Source organism: Acinetobacter sp. RF15B, assembly GCF_007558235.1.
Classification (GTDB): domain Bacteria; phylum Pseudomonadota; class Gammaproteobacteria; order Pseudomonadales; family Moraxellaceae; genus Acinetobacter; species Acinetobacter lwoffii_C.
The window spans coordinates 87215-108836 of record NZ_VLSR01000002.1; the positions used below are offsets into that span (position 1 = coordinate 87215).

At 41.3% G+C, this 21622-nt stretch carries 14 protein-coding genes, 1 tRNA gene, 1 pseudogene and 1 CRISPR repeat array; of the genes and pseudogenes, 9 read left to right on the forward strand and 7 right to left on the reverse strand.

Annotated elements, in window-relative coordinates; translation table 11 throughout:
• Positions 1-206 precede the first annotated feature (206 nt).
• Genes cas7fv through cas6f form a run of 3 tightly spaced genes read left to right on the forward strand, consistent with a single transcriptional unit; the run spans position 207 to position 2834 of the window.
• The gene (gene cas7fv, locus E2K74_RS01820; RefSeq protein WP_151206033.1) at positions 207-1196 is read left to right on the forward strand and encodes a type I-Fv CRISPR-associated protein Cas7fv; all 990 of its coding nucleotides are present in this window, start codon (positions 207-209) and stop codon (positions 1194-1196) included.
• Positions 1197-1207: 11 nt separating this feature from the next.
• On the forward strand, positions 1208-2218 hold the full coding sequence (cas5fv, locus tag E2K74_RS01825) for a type I-Fv CRISPR-associated protein Cas5fv (protein WP_151206035.1): 1011 nt from the start codon (positions 1208-1210) through the stop codon (positions 2216-2218).
• A gap of 10 nt (positions 2219-2228) precedes the next feature.
• Positions 2229-2834, forward strand: coding sequence for a type I-F CRISPR-associated endoribonuclease Cas6/Csy4 (cas6f, locus tag E2K74_RS01830; protein WP_151206037.1), 606 nt, complete (start codon positions 2229-2231; stop codon positions 2832-2834).
• A 131-nt stretch (positions 2835-2965) separates the two neighbouring features.
• Positions 2966-8457: a CRISPR direct-repeat array (repeat unit 28 nt; unit sequence GTTCACTGCCATATAGGCAGCTTAGAAA).
• Between the two features lie 85 nt (positions 8458-8542).
• Here the strand turns inward: cas6f and E2K74_RS01835 are convergent.
• The 3 genes from E2K74_RS01835 to ychF form a co-directional block, all read right to left on the reverse strand.
• Complete coding sequence (locus E2K74_RS01835) at positions 8543-9241, reverse strand: pirin family protein (RefSeq protein WP_151206039.1); 699 nt, start codon at positions 9239-9241, stop codon at positions 8543-8545.
• A 220-nt stretch (positions 9242-9461) separates the two neighbouring features.
• A complete protein-coding gene (locus E2K74_RS01840; RefSeq protein ID WP_151206041.1) occupies positions 9462-10079 on the reverse strand; it encodes a superoxide dismutase in 618 nt (205 codons plus the stop codon).
• Between the two features lie 222 nt (positions 10080-10301).
• A complete protein-coding gene (ychF, locus tag E2K74_RS01845; RefSeq protein WP_151204740.1) occupies positions 10302-11393 on the reverse strand; it encodes a redox-regulated ATPase YchF in 1092 nt (363 codons plus the stop codon).
• A 295-nt stretch (positions 11394-11688) separates the two neighbouring features.
• Here ychF and E2K74_RS01850 point away from each other — a divergent pair, with 295 nt between their 5' ends.
• Both E2K74_RS01850 and E2K74_RS01855 read left to right on the forward strand, forming a co-directional pair.
• On the forward strand, positions 11689-12453 hold the full coding sequence (locus E2K74_RS01850) for a glutathione S-transferase family protein (RefSeq protein WP_151206043.1): 765 nt from the start codon (positions 11689-11691) through the stop codon (positions 12451-12453).
• Between the two features lie 198 nt (positions 12454-12651).
• On the forward strand, positions 12652-13122 hold the full coding sequence (locus E2K74_RS01855; RefSeq protein ID WP_151206045.1) for an Lrp/AsnC family transcriptional regulator: 471 nt from the start codon (positions 12652-12654) through the stop codon (positions 13120-13122).
• A gap of 73 nt (positions 13123-13195) precedes the next feature.
• Here E2K74_RS01855 and E2K74_RS01860 read toward each other — a convergent pair whose 3' ends face one another.
• Together E2K74_RS01860 and E2K74_RS01865 are read right to left on the reverse strand one after the other, a co-directional pair.
• Complete coding sequence (locus E2K74_RS01860) at positions 13196-13945, reverse strand: YebC/PmpR family DNA-binding transcriptional regulator (protein WP_151206047.1); 750 nt, start codon at positions 13943-13945, stop codon at positions 13196-13198.
• 235 nt (positions 13946-14180) lie between these two features.
• Positions 14181-14735 (reverse strand): 1-acyl-sn-glycerol-3-phosphate acyltransferase, encoded by a 555-nt coding sequence (locus tag E2K74_RS01865; protein ID WP_151206049.1) that lies wholly within the window; start codon positions 14733-14735, stop codon positions 14181-14183.
• A 714-nt stretch (positions 14736-15449) separates the two neighbouring features.
• On the opposite strand from E2K74_RS01865, the gene E2K74_RS01870 reads away from it, so the two are divergent.
• A tRNA-Ile gene (locus tag E2K74_RS01870) sits at positions 15450-15526 on the forward strand.
• A 132-nt stretch (positions 15527-15658) separates the two neighbouring features.
• On the opposite strand, the pseudogene E2K74_RS15100 reads toward E2K74_RS01870, so the two are convergent.
• Positions 15659-15865: pseudogene (locus E2K74_RS15100) on the reverse strand (IS5/IS1182 family transposase); the annotation flags it as partial.
• A 481-nt stretch (positions 15866-16346) separates the two neighbouring features.
• Complete coding sequence (locus E2K74_RS01875; protein ID WP_151206051.1) at positions 16347-17231, reverse strand: LysR family transcriptional regulator; 885 nt, start codon at positions 17229-17231, stop codon at positions 16347-16349.
• A 176-nt stretch (positions 17232-17407) separates the two neighbouring features.
• Between E2K74_RS01875 and E2K74_RS01880 the strand changes: the two genes are divergently transcribed.
• From E2K74_RS01880 to E2K74_RS01890, 3 genes are all read left to right on the forward strand, one after another.
• Positions 17408-18937 carry a CoA-acylating methylmalonate-semialdehyde dehydrogenase gene (locus E2K74_RS01880; RefSeq protein WP_151206053.1) on the forward strand — a complete coding sequence of 510 codons (1530 nt, stop codon included), beginning with the start codon at positions 17408-17410 and terminating at the stop codon, positions 18935-18937.
• Positions 18938-18948: 11 nt separating this feature from the next.
• A complete protein-coding gene (gene mmsB / locus E2K74_RS01885; RefSeq protein ID WP_151206055.1) occupies positions 18949-19839 on the forward strand; it encodes a 3-hydroxyisobutyrate dehydrogenase in 891 nt (296 codons plus the stop codon).
• A gap of 86 nt (positions 19840-19925) precedes the next feature.
• The gene (locus tag E2K74_RS01890) at positions 19926-21575 is read left to right on the forward strand and encodes an AMP-binding protein (protein WP_151206057.1); all 1650 of its coding nucleotides are present in this window, start codon (positions 19926-19928) and stop codon (positions 21573-21575) included.
• Positions 21576-21622 lie beyond the last annotated feature (47 nt).

A 21622-nucleotide genomic window follows, 5' to 3' on the forward strand; every position in this document is an offset into this window, starting at 1 on the left:
ATCTATTTGATCTGCTTCTGAGCAATAGATAAAATTTTTAAGCTGCCTATATGGCAGTGAACGTAATAGGTAAAACTCATATTTTCTAAGCTACTTATACAGTAGTGAAATACTGATAAAAGTATACAAGATTAGAGAAATAAATAGTGACTACTAGATTAGATAAGTTTTAATTTTTTAACTAAAAATGCCAGAGGGGAACTAACATGGCTAAAGTAACGGGTGTTAAAAGCGTAGATTTTAAAATTACAGCGTATGGTTACGGGGTGGTGAATTGGAATGGTCCAACATCATTGACGGGGAATGATGGTAAGACAGTAGATAATCATACATTACCTAAATTACGTGGATTTAGTAATTTGTCGGGTAAAGTCAAAGAAGAAACTGGTTATAAATATCGTAAAGAGGCATCTGATATTAATTTTGATGAAACGCCATTATATATTAGCCAAAACTGTATTCGTCATCATTTATTCCGTGATCAGTCATTTGATTTACATTATGCCAAAGACAAAAATTTAATTGATGTTTTGGCTTCAATTACTGGTTTAATCCGTGGTTATGTAGTGCCATCTAGTCAATGTAAGCGTACAAGTCCACTGCTAATTACTGATTTTATTGATCAGTTGGGTAATGGTAACTTTGAACAACTTTCTAATGCGAGTTCTAGCGAAGAAATAACGCAAGCAGATGGAACAAAAACATATAAGCGTGGTGAGAATTCAATTTTCTCTAAAACTACATTTGGTGATACTGAATATGAGGCTTATGGTTCAATTAGTATAGAGCAATTACAGTTTATTTCTTTAGATAAAAAATTTGATCGTGCATCAATGATTATCAAGGAAGGCGAAGGTGAAAAAATTGCTGAAACTGTGAAAAATTTTATTAAAAGTTTAGATCCAACCCAAGAACCAAAAGCGATCTTTCATAAAAATTATGTACGTAAAGGTACAATTTTTAATGAAGGTGAAGTCGGAATTTTATTGGATAACACAGCAATTGATATTCTCGTCAATGAAACTTTAAATATGCTCCAAGAGTTAGTCATCAAACAAGCCAAAGGCTATATGTGTGTAGATACTTTGGAAGTGGATTACAATGATAGTCATAAAATGATGAGGATTAAACGTCATCCTGATCAAGCAAATCCTGAACCTCAAAATGATTATGCGGTTTATTTTGAAGCGCAATAATGAGGTGAGTGATGCAGATTATTATTGAATATGAATCCTCATGGCGTAATTCTTTTTTGGATGGTTCAAATAATGAACCATTACCCAAAGGAGGGCGTAATTTCATTGCATCAATGACAACATTGAAACAAGCTGGAAATTATAAAAAGCGCGATGTATCTAAGGATACAGTCATGGGGGTTTTAAACCGCTTAATTGGCGAACAACGAAAACTTTATCAAGCTCGCCAAGATAAAGAATATTACTTTTCAGAAATTGAAAAAATTCTGCAAGATAAAGACATTGTGGATAAATCGATAATAAGTAATGAAATGGCATATATCCGAAATGTTTCAGGAAGTACAGACCAAAATTCATTTACAGGGATGATTAAGGCGAATGATCCTGCATTTAAATCTGAATATTCTCCTGAATTATGGGGCATTCTTTGGTTAAGTTTAGATGATGTTGCTCAATTTATTTGTGATGACAAATATCAGGTTAAGACAGATATTGAGCTCGATCCGATTACCGTATGTAGTCAAATTGAGTTGCTGAGTGCTGAAAAAGCGATTGATGTTATTGATGCAGTAAAAGAAGCTTTAGATTTTTTACAAAGTAAATTTGATGATGTGAATTATCTGAATGCTAAACAGCAATTACCTTTAATTAGTTTATATGCTTCTGCTTTGTATCTGCAAATTGAACGATTATCTAAACGGTATGATCTCACAAGTGCCTTAACCAAAAGTGGTGGTTTAAGTGGTATTTCAAAACGAGGATTCACTAAAAAAGATTTTATGGACCGTTACACAACAGGTAGCAAAAAGTTAATTTGGGGTAATCCATATTTACTTAAAGAAAAGAAGAAGGGCGAAGGTGAAGTAGTATCTATTCTGAGTAAGGCAAGCGGCCAGCTTATTATCAATTTGAATATTTCTAAAGATCAGGCAAGAGACTTAGAAGAAAAGATTGAAAATGCAGGTGTATCGTCTTTTTATTTAGGTAAAAAAGGACTTGCTTATGTATCGGATATTCGATGAGGTCATTTAAATGAAATATTATATTGAAGTGACCTTGATGAAAAATAATGATTTTTCACTTTATGAATTATGGTCACGACTTTATTCACAAATACATATTGCATTTGCTGAAATTAAAGATACAGATAACAAAGTGAATATTGGGGTTTCATTTCCGCAATATCGCTTTAATGCTGAAAAAAGTATTGGATTCTTAGGTGATAAATTCCGTCTCTTTGCTCAATCTGAAAGTGACTTGGAAAAGCTGGATCTAACGAAATGGCTGGATCGCTTAACTGATTATCTGCATGTCACTTCGATTCGTGAAGTACCTGAGGCTAAAGTGACGGGCTACGCAATATATAGTCGTAAACAGGTTAAAACCAATGCTGAACGCTTGGCACGTCATGAGGCAAATAAAGGACGTTATATTTATGAAAACGCTTTAGCGCATTATCAAAAATTTATCACGACTACGGATTTACCTTATATTCAAATGCTCAGCCTAAGCACTTCTAATGAACAGGATAAGAAGCGGTTTAAATTATTTATTGAAAAGCGGCCTGCTGAAAAATCTGAAACTCAGGTTTTTAGTACTTATGGTTTAAGTTCGGTGTCATCTGTACCCGAATTTTAACCCAATATTTTTTCACTCTTTAACAGCTTAATAAAATCAATAAGTTATAGCGGTAGGTTAAAACTTGGGTCTTTTGTGGATTTAAAGGGTTAACTTGCTGTTATAACTTTATTTTTTGCTGTAAAATTACTGTTCACTGCCATATAGGCAGCTTAGAAATGAACTATGGCCGGGGGATACACCAAAATTAGGTTCACTGCCATATAGGCAGCTTAGAAAAAGGCTTCAACCACGGGGCTGTCCCTTGCTCTGTTCACTGCCATATAGGCAGCTTAGAAATTTAACGGGCTTATATGCGTCCCCTGTCGTTGGTTCACTGCCATATAGGCAGCTTAGAAAATAAAATTAGACTTATTTAAACACCAAACGCCGTTCACTGCCATATAGGCAGCTTAGAAAACTTACTATCTATTTTAGTGGGCCAGATTGCGGTTCACTGCCATATAGGCAGCTTAGAAAATTGTTAAATTTTCCTCGCTTGCTGTGTAAGTGTTCACTGCCATATAGGCAGCTTAGAAAGATCTAACAGCTCAAATAATTCTTCGTCGTCCGTTCACTGCCATATAGGCAGCTTAGAAAAAAATATAAGCCTCACGCTTTGCGATCCGCTGGTTCACTGCCATATAGGCAGCTTAGAAATTAATTGGAACTCTAAAGCACGGCCATAGAATGTTCACTGCCATATAGGCAGCTTAGAAATACTAACGTCGGGGCAGCGGTGCTAGGAGATAGTTCACTGCCATATAGGCAGCTTAGAAAAAGATTTCCTTAATATCGTGAATGATAAAAATGTTCACTGCCATATAGGCAGCTTAGAAAAACCCGGTTCCGCACTATCGGAAAAATCTTCGGTTCACTGCCATATAGGCAGCTTAGAAAAATTTCAACGGGTGGCACAGCCGCTTTTTTAAGTTCACTGCCATATAGGCAGCTTAGAAAAACATGCAACTTAACCAACCTATACAACTACTGTTCACTGCCATATAGGCAGCTTAGAAATTGATTGGTAGTGACTACGTTATTAGTCCTTTGTTCACTGCCATATAGGCAGCTTAGAAATTTTGCACAGTCAAATGATCTTCAGTGGAATAGTTCACTGCCATATAGGCAGCTTAGAAATAGCTGGATGGCCGTGTCTATCATGCAAAATTGTTCACTGCCATATAGGCAGCTTAGAAATACAGATGCCGGACTCGTAACAAGCCTGTTAGGTTCACTGCCATATAGGCAGCTTAGAAATGTTTGAAAACAAGCGGGAAAAACACCCAAACGTTCACTGCCATATAGGCAGCTTAGAAAATGACGACGCACTTTGTTGGATTAAATCAAGCGTTCACTGCCATATAGGCAGCTTAGAAAATTAATGTTTTTGTTTTTAACATCATTGTATAGTTCACTGCCATATAGGCAGCTTAGAAAAATTCATAAAGTCGAATACTGTATTTACTTTTAGTTCACTGCCATATAGGCAGCTTAGAAAATGTGAACACCTTGTTTACTTTCACGTTTATTGTTCACTGCCATATAGGCAGCTTAGAAATATCTCAACATGCCAGACGTTCCGCAGATGAAGTTCACTGCCATATAGGCAGCTTAGAAAATTGTCTTACTATATCGCTGAAAATGATGCTAGTTCACTGCCATATAGGCAGCTTAGAAAAAACACCGCATATGATCAACTGCAAGCAGCAGGTTCACTGCCATATAGGCAGCTTAGAAAAGTAGTTGCTGGGCCAACTTTCACAATACGAAGTTCACTGCCATATAGGCAGCTTAGAAATCCAGAACATCTACAGCATCATTAAATCTTTTGTTCACTGCCATATAGGCAGCTTAGAAATTATACTTAGCTGGGTCTTGTTTTGCTAGTTGGTTCACTGCCATATAGGCAGCTTAGAAACTTCTTCGAGCCTTTGTTTTTGGTGCTTTAACGTTCACTGCCATATAGGCAGCTTAGAAAAAATAAAAGCACTAGACCAATAAAGAACGCTAGTTCACTGCCATATAGGCAGCTTAGAAAAGCTTAATGAAAACATAATGAAAACCTTGCATGTTCACTGCCATATAGGCAGCTTAGAAATGCTGCTTTAGCTACTGCTTTGGCTTCATCTTGTTCACTGCCATATAGGCAGCTTAGAAAATTCTTTTGCATAAATTAAAAGAGCGAAAAAGGTTCACTGCCATATAGGCAGCTTAGAAAAAATTGAGGGGCAAATGGAAGCAATGTCACACGTTCACTGCCATATAGGCAGCTTAGAAATGATCCATAACAGAATTAACATAGTATGGATTGTTCACTGCCATATAGGCAGCTTAGAAATACAGATCAAATCACACAAAATCCAATCATGCGTTCACTGCCATATAGGCAGCTTAGAAATTCTTTGAATTTGGAGCGTATATCAAAAGAACGTTCACTGCCATATAGGCAGCTTAGAAATTTTGTCATATCGCTATATGCTTCTGAGCGATGTTCACTGCCATATAGGCAGCTTAGAAATTCTGCAACCTCCGCAACTAGATACAAGTTGCGTTCACTGCCATATAGGCAGCTTAGAAATTGACCTATATTAGTCCTGGTCGCTTGAACTGGTTCACTGCCATATAGGCAGCTTAGAAATGCTGTTCTTCTCGTTGTGTTAAGAGAAGATGGTTCACTGCCATATAGGCAGCTTAGAAAATTATGATGTTAAGCAATTTAACCAAACTAATTGTTCACTGCCATATAGGCAGCTTAGAAAGTTCTCATTGTCTGGTTTAGGTGGCGACACGAGTTCACTGCCATATAGGCAGCTTAGAAAAAACAGGGCTAAAAACGCCAATAAATGCAAAAGTTCACTGCCATATAGGCAGCTTAGAAAAATAAAACGTGCTTGAGCGTGATTTTCTGATAGTTCACTGCCATATAGGCAGCTTAGAAATTAAAAGGTATTGATGCTTTAAAAGGTGAACTGTTCACTGCCATATAGGCAGCTTAGAAATTTAACTTGTAAGCCTTGCAAAGATGCTTGTAGTTCACTGCCATATAGGCAGCTTAGAAATTTATTACAGCTTGGACAATCAATTTTAGTTAGTTCACTGCCATATAGGCAGCTTAGAAACTTCTTCGAGCCTTTGTTTTTGGTGCTTTAACGTTCACTGCCATATAGGCAGCTTAGAAAAAATAACAGTTGGTTCAAGTTGTAATAGGGCCGTTCACTGCCATATAGGCAGCTTAGAAAGTAAAAAGTCTGAAAATAGTAAGCCCGAATCTGTTCACTGCCATATAGGCAGCTTAGAAAAGTCTGGACTGCCTCTTATGCTAAGTACGCAAGTTCACTGCCATATAGGCAGCTTAGAAATAAACCTGAATTTTAAGCCAGATAATACTGACGTTCACTGCCATATAGGCAGCTTAGAAATTTAATAACGATGTGAATAGGCGCTTCACGAAGTTCACTGCCATATAGGCAGCTTAGAAAGTTAATCAAAAACAAATAAGGCTGCGTAATGCGTTCACTGCCATATAGGCAGCTTAGAAATTTTGGTAGACTTTCCATAGCGATTAAGTGCAGTTCACTGCCATATAGGCAGCTTATAAATATATGGCGCTTTTTTTATCTTGCGTACATTTGTTCACTGCCATATAGGCAGCTTAGAAAATTACTTTGGGGCAGCTACAAAACAATAGAATGTTCACTGCCATATAGGCAGCTTAGAAATTGAAGCTCGGCAGATCTGAAAAGTACAAATCGTTCACTGCCATATAGGCAGCTTAGAAAATGTACAACAATTGGGGTGGATAAGTCTAACGGTTCACTGCCATATAGGCAGCTTAGAAAATTCAATTAAAAACGGCTTTTCTGATGGTGGAGTTCACTGCCATATAGGCAGCTTAGAAATCCTCAAGTGGATCATCGTCTTCATAGCTCGAGTTCACTGCCATATAGGCAGCTTAGAAAATCTAAATTAATTGAGCCATCATTGTTAATCTGTTCACTGCCATATAGGCAGCTTAGAAAACATATCATGAAAATTCGGATCATTTAGAAATGTTCACTGCCATATAGGCAGCTTAGAAATAGTTCACGTATGCGCGGCTTACTTGAACAATGTTCACTGCCATATAGGCAGCTTAGAAATTGTGCAGGGTTTTTTGATATAGCCAATTTAAGTTCACTGCCATATAGGCAGCTTAGAAAAGCTCTTGAGTAACATTCTGATAAAATGTATTGTTCACTGCCATATAGGCAGCTTAGAAAAACCAAACATCATTGCACGTTTACGTGACTGAGTTCACTGCCATATAGGCAGCTTAGAAAAGATATATGGTTTTTAATCCATTCTGCAAGGCGTTCACTGCCATATAGGCAGCTTAGAAAATACATAAATAAAGGACTAAACGGAACAGAAAGTTCACTGCCATATAGGCAGCTTAGAAAATTGAAAGAAACAATACCTGTTATTCATCGTGGTTCACTGCCATATAGGCAGCTTAGAAATAACAGTGTATATCTGGAAATTCCCGTACAAAGTTCACTGCCATATAGGCAGCTTAGAAAAGCAGCGCGAAACGAATGCGAAAGAGCGCGAAGTTCACTGCCATATAGGCAGCTTAGAAACAGTGACAGGCTTGTTTTTTGGCTCCGGCTTTTGTTCACTGCCATATAGGCAGCTTAGAAATCTACGCCAGAAGCTTTTTCAAACGTATCCCAGTTCACTGCCATATAGGCAGCTTAGAAATACGTAAATGTGTGACCTTGTTGCCCTCGTGAGTTCACTGCCATATAGGCAGCTTAGAAATGTAAGCGGTTTAGCCTTTCGACTATAGCCATGTTCACTGCCATATAGGCAGCTTAGAAATGATCGAGTCGGTGCAGCCACAAAAACAAATTGTTCACTGCCATATAGGCAGCTTAGAAAAGGATGAAAAATATTGTCTAGTAGCTGGGAATGTTCACTGCCATATAGGCAGCTTAGAAACTATGAAGAACATTGAAATGGGCAATCCTAAAGTTCACTGCCATATAGGCAGCTTAGAAATGGGGGCCATGCTCTTCACATGGGATCTGAACGTTCACTGCCATATAGGCAGCTTAGAAATACTTTTTCCATAGACTCACCTAAGCGTTCAGGTTCACTGCCATATAGGCAGCTTAGAAATAGACGGCCAGCCTTCAATTTTATCACTAGATGTTCACTGCCATATAGGCAGCTTAGAAAAACCAGCTTTACTTGCCGATGATTCGGTTTTGTGTTCACTGCCATATAGGCAGCTTAGAAAAACCGGGCAGAGATTGAAGCGAATGACTGGTAGTTCACTGCCATATAGGCAGCTTAGAAAGCACAAAGGCGTTTATCTTCAAAATTTACAATGTTCACTGCCATATAGGCAGCTTAGAAATGTATTAATACCAAACGCACGTATAGCAATAGGTTCACTGCCATATAGGCAGCTTAGAAAGTGACACCATCGGCATGATTGGTCACCTACCTGTTCACTGCCATATAGGCAGCTTAGAAACTAAATCTACCCATTTATTTGTAGAAGCCAGTGTTCACTGCCATATAGGCAGCTTAGAAAATATTGACCTCAGCCTCACGATCCGAAGGACAGTTCACTGCCATATAGGCAGTTTAAATCTTAATACCTACACCTGATTACCATTTTTAAAAATGGTGACTGATCACCTGAATCACTCACCATATTCTTTGAGCCGAGTAGGGGGCTAGTTGTTGGCTTCTGGCAAATCAAACCAGATCACTTGAGCATCCTCCAGCGCCTTAATCTGACTTGCTTCTGTGAAAGCAATTGCACCACCAGCCGCTACAATATGTTCTGCAATCTGGACTGAACCGGAAATCACATGTACATAATTCACCTGCTGTGTTGCTTCAATCTCCAGAATTTGTCCTTTGTGAATCACTGCAGTTTTGACTTCAGTATTCTGGCGGATATGCATAGGGGCATTGTCATTTGGTCCACAAATCAAATGCCATTGGTTGGGCTGCTCGTGCGGATCACATTTAATTTGTTGATAGCTGGGTTCGGCATTCCGTTCATTAGGCACAATCCAGATCTGCAATAAATGCACCTGCTCATCGCCCTGGTTCATCTCACTATGACGTACACCTGTGCCGGCACTCATCAGCTGCCACTCACCAGCAGAAATTCCGCCATGATTGCCCATACTGTCCTTGTGGGTAATGGTACCTTTTAAAACACAGGTCAGAATTTCCATATTGTCATGTGGATGCTGACCAAAACCCTGATGAGCATTAATCAGGTCATCATTGATAACACGTAATACACTAACGCCCATATATTTCGGATTATACCAGTTACCAAAGGAGAAGCTGTGTTTAGACTCCAGCCAATCCATTTTCACATGACCACGGTTTTCACTCGGATGTAAAAAAGCCTTCATGATATTTATCCTTAGCTTGATTATTCAATATGCTGCTATTGTAGTGTTGTTAACTGTGCTGGAGATATATCATTTAAGCGACAGATCGTTTGGTTTTTAAAACAATGATCCGGGAAGATATTCAAACAAAATCACCCACACGCTGCAAAGCAGCAGAGAGCTGCCAATAATCCGTTTGATTCGAGTACGGCGAGTAGTCATTCTCTATCTTCCTTCCAGATTAAGGCGTGTTTAGGGCTTCAAGATAGCGGCGATTCACTTCTTTCCAGTTTATGACATTCAGAAAAGCAGCAATATATTCAGGACGGCGGTTTTGGTATTTCAAGTAATAAGCATGTTCCCAGACATCCAGTCCAAGAATAGGGATATTGCCCTGCATCAGTGGAGAATCCTGATTGGCACTGCTTTCAATAATGATTGTTTTATCCGGTGCCACACTTAGCCATGCCCAGCCACTGCTGAAACGTGTCAGTGCAGCTTTGGTCAAAGCCTTTTTAAAAGCTTCAAAACCGCCTAGTTCTGTATCAATAGCTTGTGCAATTTCCCCTTGGGGATGACCACAGCCTTCAGGAGTCATGATGCTCCAAAACAAAGAGTGGTTGACATGACCGCCCGCATTATTAATGACATTGTTTTTTAAAGGTTCTGGTACTTGATTGAATTTTGTTACCAGTGTTTCAACAGATAAATCTTCCCATTCTGTACTTGCAATACCCGCGTTAATATTATTGATATAAGTCTGATGATGCTGGTTGTGATGGATCTCCATGGTTTTGGCATCAAGATGAGGTTCAAGTGCATCATAAGCATAGGGCAGTGGCGGAAGTACATAGCTCATTTTATTGTTCCTCAGTGTCACCGGGTTGCGGATTGGACTAAGAAATAAAATACGTCTGAATCCCATAAAATACAATGAGAATTATTATCATTAGTGTTGCGGTGCGTTAAGTCTTTGCCCAGGTAGCAGCCTGCTGTGCAAGATATTTTCTTCACGCCATAAAAAACCCCCTCGAAAGGGGTTTTAATTAAAAACAATGAAAAACTTAAGCTTAAAAATCAATTACACGTTAAAACGGAAATGTAGAACATCACCATCCTGAACGATATAGGTTTTACCTTCCAGACGCCATTTACCTGCTTCTTTGGCACCTGCTTCGCCGTTGTACTGTACGAAATCATCATAAGCAATACATTCAGCACGGATGAAACCTTTTTCAAAGTCTGTATGGATCACACCTGCGGCCTGAGGAGCAGTTGCACCTACTTTTACAGTCCAGGCACGAACTTCCTGTACGCCTGCCGTGAAATAAGTCTGCAAGCCAAGCAAAGCATAACCTGCGCGAATAACCACGTTTAATCCAGGTTCTTCCATACCCAGTGCTTCAAGGAACTCATTGCGGTCTTCATCTTCAAGCAGTGATATTTCAGCTTCAATCTGGTTGCACAAAGGCACTACAATTGCATTTTCCGTACTTGCCAGTTCACGTACTGCATCCAGGTGCGGGTTGTTTTCAAAACCATCCTCAGCCACGTTGGCAATATACATGGTAGGTTTTAATGTCAATAAACCAAAACCACGAACCAGTTTACGTTCATCATCATCCAGATCGGCAGCACGGGCAGGCTTGCCTTCATCTAGCAAAGGCAGGATTTTCTCAAGTACGGTTTTGGTCGCAACGGCTTCTTTATCGCCGCCTTTTGCAGACTTGGCCAGACGGGTTACAGCTTTGGTCACCGTTTCCAGGTCAGCTAGGGCCAGTTCGGTATTAATGGTCGCAATATCATCTAAAGGATCAATTTTACCATTCACATGAATGACATTTTCATCTTCAAAACAGCGAACCACATGTGCAATTGCATCCGTTTCACGGATATTGGCCAAGAACTGGTTACCCAGACCTTCACCTTTCGATGCGCCTGCCACCAGACCTGCGATGTCCACAAATTCCATCGTAGTTGGAATAACGCGTTGTGGTTTTACAATTTCAGCAAGCTTGTCTAAACGCATGTCCGGTACAGGCACGATACCTGTATTGGGCTCAATGGTACAGAATGGGAAGTTCTCTGCAGCAATAGCAGCTTTAGTTAATGCATTGAAAAGCGTAGATTTACCAACGTTCGGCAGGCCTACAATACCACAATTAAAACCCATGAAATAACTCACAAAGCGTTATATAAAAATTGCCTGTGATTTTACATGAAAGCCGCACCAAAGTCAGGTGATGTGTATTAGCTTTATTTCAATCGGACCATTTTTGATAGAGTCTGGATAAATCGAAAAAACCGGAGGAAAATAAGCAGATACTGGCCTGACAAGAGCGGCTTGACCCTCATGATGTTAATTTTAAATAAAAATCACATTGTTTTTAAACAGGCGAATGTCTAAAGTAGCTGGAATAACCATTAGACGAAAATAGTCCTCATCTTGGCATATATACGGAGCATGCATGCGAACTCTATACCAGTTTCCTTTATCTCACTTTTGTGAAAAAGCGCGCTGGATGTTGGACCATAAAGAGCTGGACTATGTTGCACAGAACCTGATTCCCGGGGTACATCGGGCATTTGCCCGACTGAAAACCGGACAAAACCGCCTGCCGATTCTGCGTGATCAGGATCGGTGGGTTGCCGATTCCACCCAGATTGCACTATATCTAGATGATGCCTATCCGGAACATGGCCTGCTGTACCCAGAAGGCCCATGGCGCCAGCAAAGTTTAAATATTAATGAAATGACCTTGGAGCTAGGGCGGCATGTCAGACGCTGGATGTTGGCTCAGGCTTTGGCATATGATGATGAATCCATGGATATTTTAATTGGTGAGCAGGGCTATTTACGTCAGTTTGAAAAATACTCCCGGCCTCTTTTAAAAGCGGTGGTGGCCAGAGGCTATGCGCTGAATGAAGAAACAGTGGCGGAGTCCAGACAGCAGATTGATGTTGCGGTACAGCGGCTCAATGCCTTGCTGGTGCAAGCGGGTGGACAATATTTTGTGGGTTCACGTTTGGGGCTGGCGGATATTGCCGTGTGTTCGATGCTGGCCCCTTTATTGGCCATTCCCGGTACGCCCTGGGAAAAAGAAAACTTTGAAAATCTGTCCGAAGAATACCGTGAATATCAGCAGTATCTGGAAGACTTACCCCTTGGACAATATATCTGCCGGATCTACCGAACTGAACGTTGTGCGCGGGTTGACTGGCGTGGAGTATAGCCTGAGCTATACTCTCTGTATCTTCAATGACAGCAAAGTTTTAAGATTCAAATCGTAAGAGATAAAAAATCTTGAAAGCTACTGGCTATTCCGAAAATATTTTCAAAATAAGCAAATTTTGTGAAAATTACCGAAATGTTGGGTAGGATTTTTTAAAGTTAATGCTGCATTTCTAAAGAGATAAATAAGAGTATAAATATGGAGCTGGATCGTTTCGATAAACATATTCTGGAAATTTTAACCCATGAAGACATTAACCTGAATGAGCTGTCGGAGCGAGTAAATCTGTCAGTTAGTTCCGTACACCGCCGTATCAAGCATCTGATTGATCAGAATATTATGAGTGGTTTGAAGCGGGAGATTAATTATCAAAAGCTTGGCTTTAGCCTGCATGTACTGTTGCAGGTTTCTTTAAGCAAACATGATAGTGATACTTTTGCCAAATTTCTGGAAGAGCTGGAAGATATTCCTGAGGTCATTCATGCTTTTCTCGTGACGGGACAATCAGCCGATTTTATTGTAGAAGTGGTTGCGCGTGATATGGAAAACTACAGTGAAATCCTGTTAAATAAAATTGGCAAGATCGAGCATGTGGTTGCTCTGCATTCCAGTTTTGTGATCAAGGGATACAATGTCTTTAATTGTAGTGGGCTATTAAACAAAGTTTAAAATATCCAATTATTTCTAACAAGTTTCAATAAGAAAACGCACCTGAAGGTGCGTTTTCTTATTCTAAAGCGCATTAGGGATCTAGCTGCGCTAATACTTCATCAGAGAACTCTACGTTGGTATACACGTTTTGAACATCATCCAGATCTTCAAGCATATCAATCATTTTCATGATTTTTTTCGCTTGTTCAATGTCCGTGATTTCAGCCTTGGTTGAAGGACTCATCACCACTTCTGCATTGTCAGACTTTAAGCCAGCAGCGGATAAAGCATCCTGTACCGTACCAAAGGCTTCTGGCGTGGTGATGACCAGAATCTGATCTTCATCCACTTCAATGTCATCTGCACCTGCTTCAAGTGCAACTTCCATAATCTGGTCTTCTAAAGACACATCTTCAAAAGAAATTTCACCACGTTTGGTGAACAGGAACGCAACCGAGCCATTTGTACCGAGATTACCGTCTGTTTTAGAAAAACAGTGGCGGACATCCGGAACGGTACGGTTCAGGTTATCAGTCATGGTCTCTACAATCACGGCAACGCCGCCTACGCCATAACCTTCATAAGTGACTTCTTTTAGATCGTCATTATCTTCACCGCCTGCACCGCGCTGAATTGCACGGTTGATGACATCACGTGTCATATTCACAGATAATGCCTTTTCCACTACAGCACGTAGACGAGGGTTGCTGCCGACATCTGGACCGCCGAGTTTAGCAGCAGTTGTCAATTCACGAATATATTTGGTAAACAACTTACCACGACTAGCATCTTGTTTTGCTTTGCGATGCTTAATATTGGCCCACTTGGAATGACCCGCCATGCGAAATATGCTCCTTGTAGATCGGCTGTATGCCTATCGAATTGGGCAGATTCTACCATAAGGTATTTTTTTGAAAATAGAGGCTAGATTTGAGATTTCAGCATAATGTCAAAAAAATCCTTAAAAAGGAAAACTATAGCAACAGAAACGAAAAACAAGGCAGAAAATAATACAAATAGAGAGGCAAACTCAGCAAGGGGAGGCAAGTCGTTGCTCATGGCTTCTGCCTTAGTATTTATTCTGGAATAATAATATCCAGCTCTACATGATCTTTATAAAGCTGCTTGATTAAAGCTAGATCATGAGACAGTTCAGTCGGATAGATTTTTCCGAAAATACCACCTTGTTTGGTTTTTGAGTTGGCATACATCAATACAATGGGAACATTGGCTGCTTTGGCAATATGCCAGAAACCTGTGCGGATCGGTTTGCGTACTTCACCACTTTTAGCACGGGTTGCTTCGGGCGCAATGACCAGATTAAATTTTTCATGCTGCTGGAAATGCTCCACCATCAAGCTCACAATATCTTTATTCGCTTGACGATCAACAGGGATACCCCCTATGGCTTTTAAAAGTGGTTTCAATGGTCCTTTAAATAACTCTTTTTTGATTAGCGTATGAATCTTCAGGTCATAAATTTGAAATAGTGCCAGTGAAAGTACAGCGTCTAGCATTGAAGTATGTTCAAAGCCAACGATGACCTGTTTGTCTTCCAATACATTCGGTTCCACATGGTATTGCCAACCGGCAAGTTTAAATGCAGATTCGCCAATAAATTTGTTCAGCATAAGAGAAAGTCAAAGTATATCTATGAAATAGTGAGTGCTAATTTCTGCCTGTTTTGGTGTGCAGTCAATAGAAAAGTTGAGTTAATACGCAAATAAAATGCAGAGGTATGGAAAAGGTAGAAGTCGCCAAAAGCGAATCTTACTTAGACGTAGATGTAATAAATATAATTGATTAAATATAAAATAAATATGAGTTGATATAAAAAATATATTAAAAAGGTCTTTTAGGGGCTATTCAGAAAGCGTGAATCTTATTAGACTTTTGTCGTAGGTTCAAAAGTTGAGCTTTGAGTTTTATTCAAACAAATTGCCCCTGGGAGACTAGAAAAAATGACGTATATTACTGCTGTTCTATTTGCATCTGTCATTTTTGCACTCGTTATTGTATGGTCTTTGATTGAATTTTATACGGAATCTAAGAGAATTAAGCAATTTGATTAATTTTAAAACTTTCATATTTCAATCATGTGAAGTGTTAAAATTCCTATAAATAAAAGTTTTTTATCATTAATCCTTTAGTTATATGTTTTAAGTAATATTTAAAAACGATAAGTAATCATTTCATTTCAACAATTTTCATCCATTAGAGAAATTTGCTGATTTGAATTGTTGCGTTAATGTGCAAGCGGTATGAAAAAGGCTTGTATTTTAAAATAATCTCCGCTAGTATTCTCTGCGACTGAACTTGTTGATATATAACAAATTCAGCCTATAGGGCCTATAGCTCAGTTGGTTAGAGCAGCGGACTCATAATCCGTTGGTCGACAGTTCAAGTCTGTCTGGGCCCACCATATAAAACAACCACTTAGGTGTACTAATCCTAAGTGGTTTTTTTGTTTTTAGAATTCATATAAGTACTATGTAAGCAGCTTAAATCAATATTATTTTTAATTGGCTTTAGAGCATAAAGGCTTTAAAGATAGAATTACCGCATGTGCTTGTCGATCTGAAAAGACTTTTCTGCAATGTTTCGTGTCATAAGCTCCATCTATATAGACAGAATTAATCCGCTCATCTAGTAAAATTTGATCAGGTAAATCATCGAGTACTTGTGAATCACTAATATTGTTCATTATGAGCGGAACTGTACATATTTGCAGTGTTTCAGCCTTTATACCCATATTTAGCCTAAGCCGCTATCATCGATATGAAGGTTAATGTTTCTTAAGTTTTTACTTGCTTTCACTTAAAGATTTCAAGTCAGTACAATCGGTAATTAGATATAGGCGATTGCTGCTTTCTTTAATAGCTAACTGCAATAAATATTAATATGTTTTTGTCTTTTACATAATTAAGGTTCGGTTATAGGAAGATCAATTCGTTGTACGATAGATTTTAGGTCTAGACTTATTCATTTGAGAGTTATTGCTGAATAAGCCTTTGGGATAAGTTCGTGCAATAAAGCCGCGGCAGTGTAAAAATAATCCCCTAACAGCATTTAAAAACCGACTCCCTTAGCCAATATAGGGGGCATTTTAGACTGCTTAACATGTTAACTTTTTGAGTATCCCATACCTTTATTGTTCTATAGTCTTTAGGATTTGGCTATAATTCTGGTGATCCGTTCATTCGCTGTATCTAGATATTATTGAAACTTATACAAATAGTGATTTATCTGCCCATTAGCAGCTCTTGCTGAACATCGGCCTGTTTACGCAAAAAATCCCACACTAGTTTAATTCTCGGCTCATGTTGTAAATCGACCAGGGTGAGCATCCAGAAAGTATGGGTAAAACTCAGCTGATCGCCTAGAACTTCTTCCAGTTCACTTTTATCATGTACAAGAAATCTCGGCAAAATGGCCAATCCGGCACCGGCCCGAACTGCAATCTCCTGCGCCAGAATACTGTTACTGCGAAAACAGGCGCTGACTTGCAAGGGCAGACGTTCCAGTGAATAGAGCGCCGCGCTATAAACCAGATCATCAATATAATTGACAAAACGTTGCTGTTTCAGATCTTCCAGTTTTTGAATGGGCGGATTTTGTTGTAAATAACGTTTACTGCCATACAGCTTTAGACAGTAATTGGACAACCGGGTAATGATATACGGCCCGGATTTAGGCCGGTCGATGGAAATAACGATATCCGCTTCACGATGCGAGAGTTTAATGGTTTTTGGCACCGGAATCAGGTCAATGGTCAATAGCGGATAATGCTGGGAAAATTCAGCCAACAGACCCGCCAGAAATGCCGTGCCGAAGCCTTCCGGCGCGCCGATACGGACCCGACCTTGCAAGGGATCATGGCGCTTGTCAATCTGGATAAAGGACTGTTCCATCTGTTCCACACGCGGTACTAGCGCCAAACCTTCCAAAGTCAGCTCATAACCTGTTGCTTCACGTTTAAACAGTTGCGTACCGAGGGTATTTTCTAGTGCCTGAATCCGCCGTGCCACGGTGCTGTGTTCAACTCCAATCAAGCGAGCTGCGTTGGTGAGCGTTTTAGCACGTGCCAAAACCAAAAAAAAGCGTAAATGATCCCAATCTACTTTCATCTTCTATTTAACATCCTGTTAAATCCTGTGCATATTTGCACAATCATCGTGCATCAATTTCTATTGGTGGTCAAAGTGTTCTTTGTTAGTCTGCTGACACAGCGTAAAAAAAATACGTTAAAAAAAGCCAGTAAAGGCAGATACAACGACAATAACAAAACCAGCACGGAGCGACCATGAACGCTATTCATCACCCCCAGCAAAGTACCGGATTCACCACCGCAAAACTCCTGATTAATGGTGAATTTGTCGAATCAAAAACCAGCCATTGGCAAAATATTTTTAATCCTGCAACTCAGGAAGTCTTGGGTCAGGCGCCTTTTGCCACGACTGAAGAAGTCAATGCTGCAATTGCGGCGGCGCAAAATGCCTTTGCCAGCTGGCGTCAGACCCCGATTCAGACACGTATGAGAATCATGCTGAAACTACAAGATCTGATTCGTACCAACTTAAAAAGTATCGCACAGGTCTTGACCGCTGAACAGGGCAAAACATTAGCAGATGCTGAAGGTGATATTCAACGTGGTTTAGAAGTGGTTGAACATGCCTGTTCAGTCGGTTCCCTACAAATGGGTGAATACATAGAAGGCGTGGCACGTGGTGTTGATACCTATACCTTGCAACAGCCACTGGGGGTCTGTGCCGGAATTACCCCCTTTAACTTTCCGGCAATGATTCCGCTGTGGATGTTCCCGATGGCGATTGTCTGCGGCAACACCTTTGTTTTAAAGCCTTCGGAACAGGATCCATTGTCGACCATGATGCTGGTTGAACTGGCGATTCAGGCTGGCGTGCCAGCAGGTGTGCTCAACGTGGTGCATGGTGGTAAAGAAGTGGTCGATTTGCTCTGTACCCATTCTGACATCAAGGCCATTTCCTTTGTCGGTTCGACCGCAGTCGGCACCCACGTCTATAACCTCGCAGGCCAGCATGGCAAGCGTGTGCAGTCGATGATGGGCGCGAAAAACCATGTGGTGGTGATGCCAGATGCCCATAAAGAACAGACTTTAAATGCTTTGGTCGGTGCTGCTTTTGGTGCAGCAGGCCAGCGTTGTATGGCTCTTTCTGTGGCCGTGATGGTCGGCGAGACCAAGCACTGGGTTGATGAACTGGTCAATAAAACCAAAACTTTGAAAGTCAATGCCGGCCATGAACCCAATACCGATGTTGGACCGGTGATTTCGACCCGTGCCAAAGCCCGCGTGATTGATCTGATTAATAGTGGCATTGAACAAGGCGCTGAACTGCTGCTCGATGGCCGTGAGGTGCAGGTCCCGGGCTATGAGCAGGGTAATTTCGTCGGACCAACGATTTTTAATCAGGTTACGACCGATATGCGCATTTATAAAGAAGAAGTATTTGGTCCGGTACTGGCGATCATGCATGTCGATACTTTAGAGCAAGCGATTGAGCTGATTAATGCAAATCCATTCGGTAACGGTGTTGGACTGTTTACCCAAAATGGCAATACGGCGCGCATCTTCCAGAACCAGATTGATATTGGTCAGGTCGGTATTAACATTCCAATTCCTGTCCCTGTGCCGTTCTTCAGCTTTACCGGTTCACGCGGTTCAAAACTGGGTGATTTGGGTCCTTATGGCAAACAGGCGGTGCAGTTCTATACCCAGACCAAAACCATTACCAGTCGCTGGTTTGAAGATGATCAGGAAACCACAGGTGTCAATACTACCATCAGCCTGCGCTAAGGAGCATCCGTATGAAGATTGCATTTATTGGTTTGGGCAACATGGGCGGCTCGATGGCGCAGAACCTGCTCAAATCGGGACATCAGGTTTTTGGGTATGACCTAAGTGCAGTGGCTTTACAGCATTTTGCCGAAGCGGGCGGTGCAGTTTGTGACAGTCCACAAGCTGCTGCAAAACAGGCGGATATCGTGGTCAGCATGCTGCCGGCAGCCAAGCATATACGTGAAGTCTATTTAGGCGAGCACGGTATTCTGGAAGTACTCCAAGCCGGCAGCCTGTGTATCGACAGCAGCACCATTGACCCGCAAACTATTCAGGAGATTGCCGCAATAGCGCAAGCCAAACAGGTTCGTGTGTGTGATGCACCAGTCTCTGGCGGGACTTTGGGTGCCAAAGATGGCACTCTGACCTTTATGGTGGGTGCAGACGATGCCACCTTTGAGGCCGTAAAACCAGTCCTCAGCAGTATGGGTAAAAATCTGGTGCATTGTGGCGCTGTAGGAACAGGACAGGTGGCAAAAATCTGTAATAACCTGATTCTGGGTATTTCCATGACCGCCGTTGCGGAAGGCATGGCGCTTGGTGCCAAACTGGGCATTGATCCTCAAGCACTGGCTGGGGTAATCAATAGTTCAACCGGACGTTGCTGGAGTTCTGAAATCTATAATCCCTGGCCGGATATTTGTGCCAATGCGCCGTCATCACGGGGTTATACCGATGGTTTCGCAGCACAACTCATGCTTAAAGATTTGGGCCTGGCCGTCGATGCAGCGCAGCAGGTGGATCAACCAGTTGTACTTGGCAGCATGGTACAAAAACTCTATCAGCAATTGTGTCAGGAAGGGGATGCGCATCTGGATTTTTCCAGCATCATGCATCAATACACCACGCCACCTGCTTAACACTTAAAAGATTCAGATGAAGCAAGGATTCGCTTCATTAACAGTACCTTGTCAGTAATAACGATAAATTCAGGCTGAGGTTGAACATGTTAGATTATCAAGAAACGATTGAAAATTTTGATTTAGATACAGTGGCAAAACAGTATTTATCCGGTTCGATGCAGGCACTGAACGCCTGTTATGAATGTTGCGACCGCCATGCCGACTCCGATGCCATTGCTTTGCACTGGTACGGTAAAGATGGCCGCAAAGAACAGTATAGCTTTCGCGAGCTTAAGAAATATTCCAGCCAGTTTGCCAATTTTTTGAAGTCTCAAGGCATTGGCAAAGGAAACCGCGTTTCCGGATTGTTACCACGGACTCCAGAGCTAATCATTACCATTCTAGCGACCTGGCGGATTGGTGCAGTGTATCAACCTTTATTTACTGCCTTTGGTCCTAAAGCCATCGAACACCGTATTCAGCTGGCGCAAAGCAAGCTGGTCGTGACTGATCTGGCGAATCGGGAGAAACTCTCCGATCTTAGTGCTTGTCCTACGATCGTCACTGTACATGCCGAAACGCAGGCCGAAACCTATCCGCAAGACCTCAGTTTTTGGACGGTGCTCAACCGTCAGGCTGAAGGTTGTGAACTGGAAATGCTCAGTATCGATGAGCCATTTTTATTGATGTTTACCTCTGGAACCACTGGACCGGCGAAACCGCTAAAAGTGCCGCTAAAAGCCCTGATTGCTTTTGCCGGTTATATGCACAATGCCATTGGTCTGACCGAAGATGATACTTTTTGGAATATTGCTGATCCGGGCTGGGCTTATGGCTTGTACTATGCCATTACTGGGCCTTTATTACTCGGGCACTCGACTCTGTTTTATGAAGGTGGTTTCAATGTCGAAAGTGTCTGCGACATTGTCAAGGAGTATGGCATTACCAATCTGGCCGGTGCGCCGACCGCTTACCGCATGATGATGGCTGCTGATCCTGCTCAGATGGCGCAGCTGCGCGGCAAGCTGCGCGTGGTCAGTAGTGCTGGAGAACCCTTAAACCCGGAAGTGATCCGCTGGTTTAAAGAAGTGCTGGATGTAGCAATTTATGACCATTATGGCCAGACTGAAGTCGGGATGGTGGTGTGCAATCATCATGCACTACAACATCCGGTCCGTTCAGGTTCGGCAGGCTTTGCCAGTCCGGGTTATCGGATTGCAGTCATCGATGAACAAGGTCAGGAACTAGCGATTGATGTTCCGGGCATTCTGGCAGTGGATATCAGTCAATCCCCAATGATGTGGTTCTCGGGTTATGAAGAAAGTCGCAAATCGCCCTTTGTTGGACATTACTATTTAACTGGGGATACCGCGGAAATTCATGCTGATGGCAGTATGAGTTTTGTAGGGCGTAGTGATGATGTCATTACCACCTCAGGCTACCGCGTGGGACCATTTGATGTGGAAAGTGCCTTGCTGGAACACGATGCCGTAATTAAAGCCGCCGTCATTGGCGTGCCTGATCCTGAACGTACCGAAGTGATTAAAGCCTTTGTAATTCTGGCGAATAACTTTACAGCTTCGTCCCATCTGGAAGAAGAACTGGGCCAGTTTGTGAAAAAGCGTTTGTCTGCCCATGCTTATCCACGCCTGATTGAATTTGTCACAGAATTGCCCAAAACCCCGAGTGGCAAGATTCAGCGTTTCTTACTGCGTAATCAGGAAATCAACAAGCAGCAGGTGAAAACCGCATAAATCAGCCCTAGCCCGCAGATTGAATAAAAATATTGAATAAAGAGATT

What these genes read in the sequence shown, in the direction of transcription:
- cas7fv (WP_151206033.1), top strand. Translation starts at nt 207, where the DNA reads ATGGCTAAAGTAACGGGTGTTAAAAGCGTAGATTTTAAAATTACAGCG.
- cas5fv (WP_151206035.1), top strand. Translation starts at nt 1,208, where the DNA reads ATGCAGATTATTATTGAATATGAATCCTCATGGCGTAATTCTTTTTTG.
- cas6f (WP_151206037.1), top strand. Translation starts at nt 2,229, where the DNA reads ATGAAATATTATATTGAAGTGACCTTGATGAAAAATAATGATTTTTCA.
- E2K74_RS01835 (WP_151206039.1), bottom strand. Translation starts at nt 9,241, where the DNA reads ATGAAGGCTTTTTTACATCCGAGTGAAAACCGTGGTCATGTGAAAATG.
- E2K74_RS01840 (WP_151206041.1), bottom strand. Translation starts at nt 10,079, where the DNA reads ATGAGCTATGTACTTCCGCCACTGCCCTATGCTTATGATGCACTTGAA.
- ychF (WP_151204740.1), bottom strand. Translation starts at nt 11,393, where the DNA reads ATGGGTTTTAATTGTGGTATTGTAGGCCTGCCGAACGTTGGTAAATCT.
- E2K74_RS01850 (WP_151206043.1), top strand. Translation starts at nt 11,689, where the DNA reads ATGCGAACTCTATACCAGTTTCCTTTATCTCACTTTTGTGAAAAAGCG.
- E2K74_RS01855 (WP_151206045.1), top strand. Translation starts at nt 12,652, where the DNA reads ATGGAGCTGGATCGTTTCGATAAACATATTCTGGAAATTTTAACCCAT.
- E2K74_RS01860 (WP_151206047.1), bottom strand. Translation starts at nt 13,945, where the DNA reads ATGGCGGGTCATTCCAAGTGGGCCAATATTAAGCATCGCAAAGCAAAA.
- E2K74_RS01865 (WP_151206049.1), bottom strand. Translation starts at nt 14,735, where the DNA reads ATGCTGAACAAATTTATTGGCGAATCTGCATTTAAACTTGCCGGTTGG.
- E2K74_RS01875 (WP_151206051.1), bottom strand. Translation starts at nt 17,231, where the DNA reads ATGAAAGTAGATTGGGATCATTTACGCTTTTTTTTGGTTTTGGCACGT.
- E2K74_RS01880 (WP_151206053.1), top strand. Translation starts at nt 17,408, where the DNA reads ATGAACGCTATTCATCACCCCCAGCAAAGTACCGGATTCACCACCGCA.
- mmsB (WP_151206055.1), top strand. Translation starts at nt 18,949, where the DNA reads ATGAAGATTGCATTTATTGGTTTGGGCAACATGGGCGGCTCGATGGCG.
- E2K74_RS01890 (WP_151206057.1), top strand. Translation starts at nt 19,926, where the DNA reads ATGTTAGATTATCAAGAAACGATTGAAAATTTTGATTTAGATACAGTG.